This window comes from Sphingomonas sp. Leaf20 (assembly GCF_001421535.1).
In the GTDB taxonomy this organism is placed as follows: domain Bacteria; phylum Pseudomonadota; class Alphaproteobacteria; order Sphingomonadales; family Sphingomonadaceae; genus Sphingomonas.
The window spans coordinates 807,706-815,041 of sequence record NZ_LMKN01000009.1; the positions used below are offsets into that span (position 1 = coordinate 807,706).

The 7,336-nt window shown below is 65.6% G+C and carries 5 protein-coding genes; 3 read left to right on the forward strand and 2 right to left on the reverse strand.

The window, feature by feature from the left end; genetic code table 11:
• Positions 1-10 precede the first annotated feature (10 nt).
• Complete coding sequence (locus ASE72_RS17000; RefSeq protein ID WP_082446190.1) at positions 11-2,890, reverse strand: TonB-dependent receptor plug domain-containing protein; 2,880 nt, start codon at positions 2,888-2,890, stop codon at positions 11-13.
• Between the two features lie 171 nt (positions 2,891-3,061).
• Here ASE72_RS17000 and ASE72_RS17005 point away from each other — a divergent pair, with 171 nt between their 5' ends.
• From ASE72_RS17005 to ASE72_RS17015, 3 genes are read left to right on the forward strand one after another with little or no spacing between them, the layout of a single operon-like run.
• Complete coding sequence (locus ASE72_RS17005; protein ID WP_162235494.1) at positions 3,062-4,339, forward strand: extracellular solute-binding protein; 1,278 nt, start codon at positions 3,062-3,064, stop codon at positions 4,337-4,339.
• Positions 4,336-5,217 carry a carbohydrate ABC transporter permease gene (locus ASE72_RS17010; protein WP_056024071.1) on the forward strand — a complete coding sequence of 294 codons (882 nt, stop codon included), beginning with the start codon at positions 4,336-4,338 and terminating at the stop codon, positions 5,215-5,217. Before ASE72_RS17005 ends, ASE72_RS17010 begins: the two co-directional genes overlap by 4 nt.
• The gene (locus tag ASE72_RS17015; protein ID WP_056024074.1) at positions 5,208-6,059 is read left to right on the forward strand and encodes a carbohydrate ABC transporter permease; all 852 of its coding nucleotides are present in this window, start codon (positions 5,208-5,210) and stop codon (positions 6,057-6,059) included. The genes ASE72_RS17010 and ASE72_RS17015 overlap by 10 nt, the downstream gene beginning before the upstream one ends.
• On the opposite strand, the gene ASE72_RS17020 is transcribed toward ASE72_RS17015, so the two are convergent.
• Positions 6,020-7,129: an ABC transporter ATP-binding protein gene (locus tag ASE72_RS17020; protein ID WP_056024077.1), complete on the reverse strand. Its 1,110-nt coding sequence runs from the start codon at positions 7,127-7,129 to the stop codon at positions 6,020-6,022. The genes ASE72_RS17015 and ASE72_RS17020 overlap by 40 nt on opposite strands.
• Positions 7,130-7,336 lie beyond the last annotated feature (207 nt).

Sequence of the window (7,336 nt, forward strand, 5' to 3'; positions counted from 1 at the left end):
CCCGACCGTCTCAGTACCGGACCTTCGCACCCGCGTAAAAATACCGCCCGACCGGCGAGATCGGCACGTTGGTCTCGAAGCCGATGTCTGGCTTCTGGTCGGCGAGGTTGTTGACCCCGCCATAGAACGAGAATCTCTCGTCAACCGCGACCTCGGTCTGCACGTCATGCTGCCACAGCTCCTTGTACCGGAGATAGCGCGGATCGACGAGGCTTGGGTTCGCATCGGTATCGACCTTCGCAAACCGGCGGACGCCGTCCTGCCAGCGCAGGTTGTAGCTCACCGTCAGCGCCCCCGTGGTCCAGCTCGGAGAGAATGTGAGGGTATATGTCGGACGGAACGGCTGATCGACATTGTCCTCGGTGATGGCGCCCGGCGTGGCGACCTGTTCGAGCTTGTTGAGATAGCCGCCGACTAGCCGGATATCGAACGCGCCTGCTCGCGCCGTCCGGAAGCGATAGGCAATGTTGAGTTCGGCGCCGGCGGTGCGGAACGCCGCGACGTTCTGCGGCTGGACGACATAGCCGTTGATGAACCCGGTGCCGCGCTCGCGGCTGATCGCGTTGCAATAGGCGTTGTCGAGCGTCGGCTGGTCGACGCACAGGGACGCGATCGTGTTCGCATCGGGCGTGTTGATCGCGTCGCGCAACCGGATATCGTACCAGTCGAGCCCGATCGACAACCCCGCAATTGGCCGTACCACGACGCCTGCGGTCCAGGTACGGGCTACTTCGGCGCGCAGGTCCGGATTGCCCTGCTGCGTGCCGGGGATGAAGATCGTCGCGTTCGGGTTGTTCTGCGCGGTGAAGGTGGCGGGATTGCCCCCTGCGCCGGTAATCAGCGTCTGGCAGTTCGCGGTGCGGAACTGCGTCCCGAGCGTGCGGTTGCCGAGATAGCACGGGTCGGAGAAGAAATTGCTGCTGCCAGTCTGTGGGCGGAAGATCTCGCCGATGTTAGGCGCGCGGACCGAGCGGCCGTAGGAGCCGCGGAAGCTGATCTCGCGGATCGGCGCGTAGATGCCGTTGAACTGATAGGCGCGGGTCGAGCCGACCGTCGAATAATCCGAATAGCGTCCCGCGGCACCGACCGACAACAGGCTGGCGAACGGCACGTCCTTCAAAATCGGCGCGTTGAGCTCGCCGAACGCTTCCCGGACATCGAAACGGCCGCTCGACGGGGTCGGCAGGATATATTCGTCATATTGATAGAACGCGTTGTCGCTGATCGCCTGCGCGGGGCGGAAGCTGCTCGACTCGCGCCGGTATTCGCCGCCTACCGCGAACGCGACCGGGCCGCCGGGCAGCGCAAAGAACTGCCCGAAGTCGCCGTTCAGCGACGCGTTGGCAACATGCTGCGTCAGCCGTGCATCGCTCGCTGGGTTGCTCAGGAAATACCCGAACGACGCGGGGTTCACGGTGTTGCTGCCGAACGTGTTGACGGGGATGCAGCCGGCCGCGCGGGCGTCGGCCGAGCGGCACACGATCGTTCCGCCCGGCCCGCGCACCGCGTCGAGCGCGTTCAGGAAGCGATCGTTGAGACGGTCGTTGAGCTTGGTCGCGCGGACGTCGGTCTGGCCGTAGGTATAGGAGACGTCGTAGCTCGCATGCTCCGATATGCGACCGGTGACGTCGACGACGCCGCGATAGGTGCGCCGCCGGTCTTCCTCGCCACGCCGCGGGATGTCGAAATTGTTGCGGTTGACATCGACCGAGCCGAGCCCGGCAGCTGTCGCGGCGGCCAGAATGCTTGCCGGGATATACGGATTGTCGAGCGCGATGGTCGCCGGATAATTGCCGCCATAACCGCCGAAGCTGGTCACGGTCGACTGGACGAACTTGCCCTCCAGGCTGACCTTGAACGCGTCCGACGCGTCGTAATGCGTCAGCGCGTTGATCGCGTGGCGGCGGGTACGCGGGAAGATATCGCCGATATAGCCCGCGACCGGCGTGTCGTCACCGCCGACCGTGTACCCGTCGTTCTGCAGGAACCGGCCGGGCGTGTAGAGCGCGCCGTCGCCGCGGAAAACCTGGTCGCCGATATACACGATGCCCTGGTTCGAACTGTACGGATAGCGCAGGTCGCCGACCGGTCCGACCTTGTAGCTGCCAGGGCGCATCGGGTCGTAATTGTCGAGGTTGACGAAATACTGGCGGTCGCCCTGTGCGAGATACCGACGATCGTCGTTCGCGAGCGGCTGGTCGGCGTTATACTCGTAGGCGAGCGTTAGATTGCCACGGCCGTCGGCGAAGTTGCGGCCCGCGATCAGCGAGGCGAAGCGGTTGGCGGCGTCGCCCCGCTCAGAGATGCCAAACTGGCTGCGGGCCGCGACGCCATCGAAATCACGCTTCAGCACGAAGTTGACGACGCCCGAGACGCCGTCCGCGCCGTACACAGCCGACGCCGCGCCTGTGAGCACATCGACGCGCTCGATCAAATCAGTGGGGATCGCATTGATGTCCACAGCAGCGGTGTCGGGCTGGCCGGCGACATGGCGGCGGCCGTTGACGAGCACCAGCGTCCGGTTGGGGCCAAGCCCGCGCAAATCGAGCAGGTTGAGCCCGACCTGCCCGAAGCTGCCGTCGGCCTGCGCGTTGCCCGCCGTCCGCGTGCTGTCGCGCGAATTAGTGAGCGCCGGCACGCGCTGGAGAAAGGTCGTGACGTTGGTGTTGCCCGACTGCTGGAGGTCGGCCGCGCTGAACGAGACGATCGGGTTGGGCGCCGCGTAATCGGGGCGGGCGATGCGCGAACCGGTCACGACGATCTCACCTGCTGCTTCGGGGGCCGGGTCCGCGGGCGCATCAGTGGCCGGTGAAGCGACCTGTGCCTGTACCGACGTTGCGGCAAGCAGCGCGACGCCAGACAGCAGATGACGGCGGCAAAGGATACGCATAACTTCTCTCCCTGTTCGCCGGCATTGGCCCCCGCCAGCGTTGCCTCCGGCTTAAGCGCATCGGCCGCCACGGGGCAAGCATGTCGGCCGTGCAATCCCCGCCAAGGCATTAACCTAACGCAGTATTTCGCTGGGTATCGCCTCCCGCAGGGGGTGGCGTGGAAGGCCGCGATGCGCCACGATCCGGCGATGGGGGCACAGCCGCACGACTGGACTCGACGAAGCGCGCTCGGGCTTCTGCCGACGCTCGGCCTCGCGGCTTGTGCCCGATCGCGCGCACCCGAACCGCTGAAATTCTGGGCGATGAGTTACGAGGGCGATTATTCGCCGATGCTGATGCCCGCCTTCACCGCCGCGACCGGGATCCCGGTCGACATACAATCGCTGCCTGCGACCGCAGCACACGAAAAGCTGCTGACCGCGCAGGCTGGCGGCGCCATGCCCGACGTGCTGATGCTGTATACCGGCTGGGTCCAGGAATTCGCCACGATCGGTGCAATCGCCCCCGTCCCGCCGCCGGCCATGGTCGCCGATCTGTTCCCCGGGGTGCTCGACGCGACCCGTGTCGGCGGGCGCGACTTCGCCGTGCCGTGGTCGGTCGCGCCTCAGGTCCAGTTCTACCGACGAGATATCCTCGCCAAGGCTGGCTATGCCGCGCCTGCCGAAGACTGGGACGGCTGGCTCCGCATGGGTCATGCCATCAAGCGACAGCGGCCCGACGACTTCGTGTTCATGCTTCTGCTCAACTGGCCCGACATGCTCATCACGATGCTCGGCCAGACCGGCGCGACGCTGCTGCGCGACCATGATACGCGCGGCAATTTCCAGACGCCGGAGGCTCGTGCCGCGTTCGCCTATTACGCGCGTATATTTGCCGAAGGGCTCGCGCCAAAAGCGCTCTCGACCGAGATTCAGGATCCGGTCGCGGCGTTCGCGCAAGGCTATTTCGCGATCTGGCCGACCGGGCCGACGACGATGCTCGACCTCCATCGACGTGCCGCGGAGATCCCCGCCGAGCGCTGGGCGACGGCGCGGCTCGCGGGTCCGCACGGCGTCGGCGCAGTGTCGGGGCTGAGCACCAGCCTGTGCGTGTCCGCGTCGACACCGCGCCCGGCCGAAGCTTGGGCCCTGGTCCGCCACCTCAGTTCACCGGCGAGCGAACTCCGCTACCAGACCATGATCGGCAATCTCCCGGCCCGGCTTAGTGCGTGGACGTCGCCGCAACTCCGCGCGCCGATACTCGCGCCGTTCAAGGCACAGATGCGCTTCCCTGCCACCGCACCGAAGGTGATCGAATGGGAGCGGATCAAACTCGAAATCCAGTTCGCCGCCGAACGCGTCGTTCGAAACGACCAGACGATTCCGCAAGCGCTCGCCGGGCTCGACACGCGCGTCGACCAGTTGCTCGCCAAGCGCCGCGCGCTGGTCGAGGCGGGCACGCTGGCATGACCCGCCAGGAACGGGCCGCCTGGCTCTTCTCCGCACCGGTCCTCGCGATCATCGCATTGGTCTTCGTCCTGCCGACCGCACTGGCGATGGCGTTGTCGGTCACCGATTACTCGATCTACGCGCTCGCCGACTGGGCGAACCTGCGCTTCGTCGGGCTCGGCAATTTCATCGACCTGTTCTCGACGCCGCTGTTCTGGCGCGCGATCGGCAATACCGCGCTGTTCGCCCTGCTCGGCGTGCCGATGGCGATCGGTGCGTCGCTCGCCGTCGCGCTGCTGCTCAACGACGCGACGGTGCGGTGGAAGCCGCTGTGGCGCGTGCTGCTGTTCGCGCCCTACGTCACCAGCATCGTCGCGACCGCGGTGGTATGGCGCTTCCTGTTCAACGAACGCTCGGGGCTGATCAACCGCGCACTGGCGACGGTTGGGGCAGCGCCGGTCGACTGGCTGGGCAACCCGCACACCTCGATTCCCGCGATCCTCATCTTCGTCACGTGGAAGATCTTCGGCTACAACATGATAGTCTTCACCGCCGCGCTGTCCGCAGTGCCGCAGGACCTGATGGAAGCCGCGCGGCTTGACGGCGCCGATCGCTGGGGCCGCTTCCGCCACGTCACCCTCCCTGCGATCGGCCCGACGTTACTGCTCGCCGCGGTGATGAGCGTCGCGGGCTTCCTCCAGATCTTTGCCGAGCCCTATGTCATGACGCTCGGCGGGCCTGCGCAGAGCACGACGACGATCCTGTATTTCATGTTCGACGAGGGCTTCAAATGGTGGAACCTCGGTCAGGCCAGCGCGGTCGCGTTCGTCCTGTTCCTGATGATCCTCGCGCTGACGATGATCCAGACGCGGATCGGGAGGCGCTACGAATGGCTCTGACGAAACCGCGTGCGATCCTCGCCAATACGCTCGTCGCGCTGCTGACCGCGCTGACGATCGCACCGTTGCTCTACATGGTGATCGTCTCGTTCATGCCGCGCGGCGAGTCGAGCAATCTGCCGACGCCGCTCTGGCCATCGCATTGGTCGATGGAGAACTACCACGAACTGCTCGTCCGGCGGCTGATCGACGGCGCGTGGTTCGACTACCGAATCGTCCCGGCATTGTTCAACAGCATCGCCATCGCAGCGATCTCGACGCTGCTCGGCCTGCTGCTCACGGTGCCGGCCGGCTACGCCTTCGCCAAACTGCGCTTCCGCGGGCGCGAGCGACTGCTGAAGATTCTGATCGCGTCGCTGGTCGTACCCGGCCAGGTCGCGATGCTGCCGCTCTTCCTGATCTTCAAGCAGCTCGGGCTAGTCAACAGCTATGCGGGCGTCATCCTGCCATCGCTCGCTGGTATCTTCGCGATCCTGTTCGTACGGCAGGCAACCCTGGCGATCCCCAACGAGATGATCGACGCGGCGCGGATCGACGGTGCGAGTGAGGCGCGGATCTTCGTGACGATCGTCCTCCCGCTGCTCACCCCGATCGTCGTCACGCTGGCGCTGTTCATGTTCCTCGGCTCGTGGAATGACTTCCTCTGGCCGCTGATCGTGCTGGCCGACCAGCATCTCTACACGTTGCCGGTCGCGGTCGCGGCGATCGCGCGCGAGCATTCGGCGGATGGCGAGCTGATGATGGCCGCCGCGGTCGTCACGACGATGCCCGTGCTGCTGCTCTTCCTGGCGATGCAGCGTTATTACCTGACCGGGCTGCTCGGCGGCAGCGTGAAGGGATAGGCGCAGCCATCGGCGCCGAACACATGCGCGTCGTCGGGCGCAACGCCGACCCGCAGGGCTTCGCCAAGCGTGATCGAGCGGTCCCCCGGCAATTGCGCGACGATCGTATCCGCCGCGCCGCGCGCGCCGAGATACGCGAACGACAACGGCCCGAGCCGCTCGAATAGCTCGACCGCGCCAACGAACGGTCCTGTATCATCGACGTGCAGGTGTTCGGGCCGGACGCCGAGTGTAACCGCCGCGCCGACCGCCTCCTCCGACACGATCGCGCCGGTCCTCACCATCTCGCCGCCTGCCAGTCTTACCGTCGTGCCTTCGGCGTCGACCGACGCAATCGTTGCCGCGAGCAGGTTCATCCCGGGCGAGCCGATCGCCGCGGCGACTGCCAGGCTCGCCGGTCGCCGGTACACTTGGATGGGCGGCCCGACCTGCTCGACACGCCCCTCGTTCATCACGACGATGCGGTTGGCAAGCGTCATCGCCTCGAGTTGATCGTGCGTCACGTAGATCATCGTAGCGCCAAGCTGTTGATGCAGCCGCGCAAATTCGTGCCGCATCCGTGAGCGCAGGTTGGCATCGAGGTTCGACAACGGCTCGTCGAGCAACAATACCTTCGGTCGACGCACGACTGCGCGCGCGATCGATACCCGCTGACGCTGCCCACCCGACAAGGCCCGCGGCCGCCGGTCGAGCAGATCCGACAGATCGAGCATCGCCGCGACCTCCGCGACGCGCTCGGTGATCTCGCGCTTGGCGACCTTTGCGACCTTCAAAGGAAACGCGATGTTCTCCGCGACTGTGAGATGCGGGTACAGCGCGTAGGACTGGAACACCATCGCCAGCCCGCGATCCGACGGCGCCGCATCGGTCACATCGCGTCCGCCGATCACCACCCTTCCGGTGCTTGGCACCTCAAGCCCGGCGATCATCCGCAACAGTGTCGACTTGCCGCAACCCGACGGCCCGACGAGGACGATGAACTCGCCCTCCTCGATCGTCAGGTCGGTCGGCAGTAGCACTGTGGTGTCGCCGAAGCTCTTGGAAAGTCCGCTGATTTCGACGCTCGCCACCGCATGTCCTTTACTTTTCACACGTTGGGTAGCGGCTGATACGACAGCGGGCAAAGCTATCGTACCTTGCAACCAAGCCGCTACGCGTTGACGAGGACCCACGTCCGGACATTCGCGACCAGTTTCCGGCTCCCCAACTTCAGCCGTTCATTCATCTCGAGGATAACACGGTAGTTTCCGGATAAGCGGTTCACGCCATACAAATGG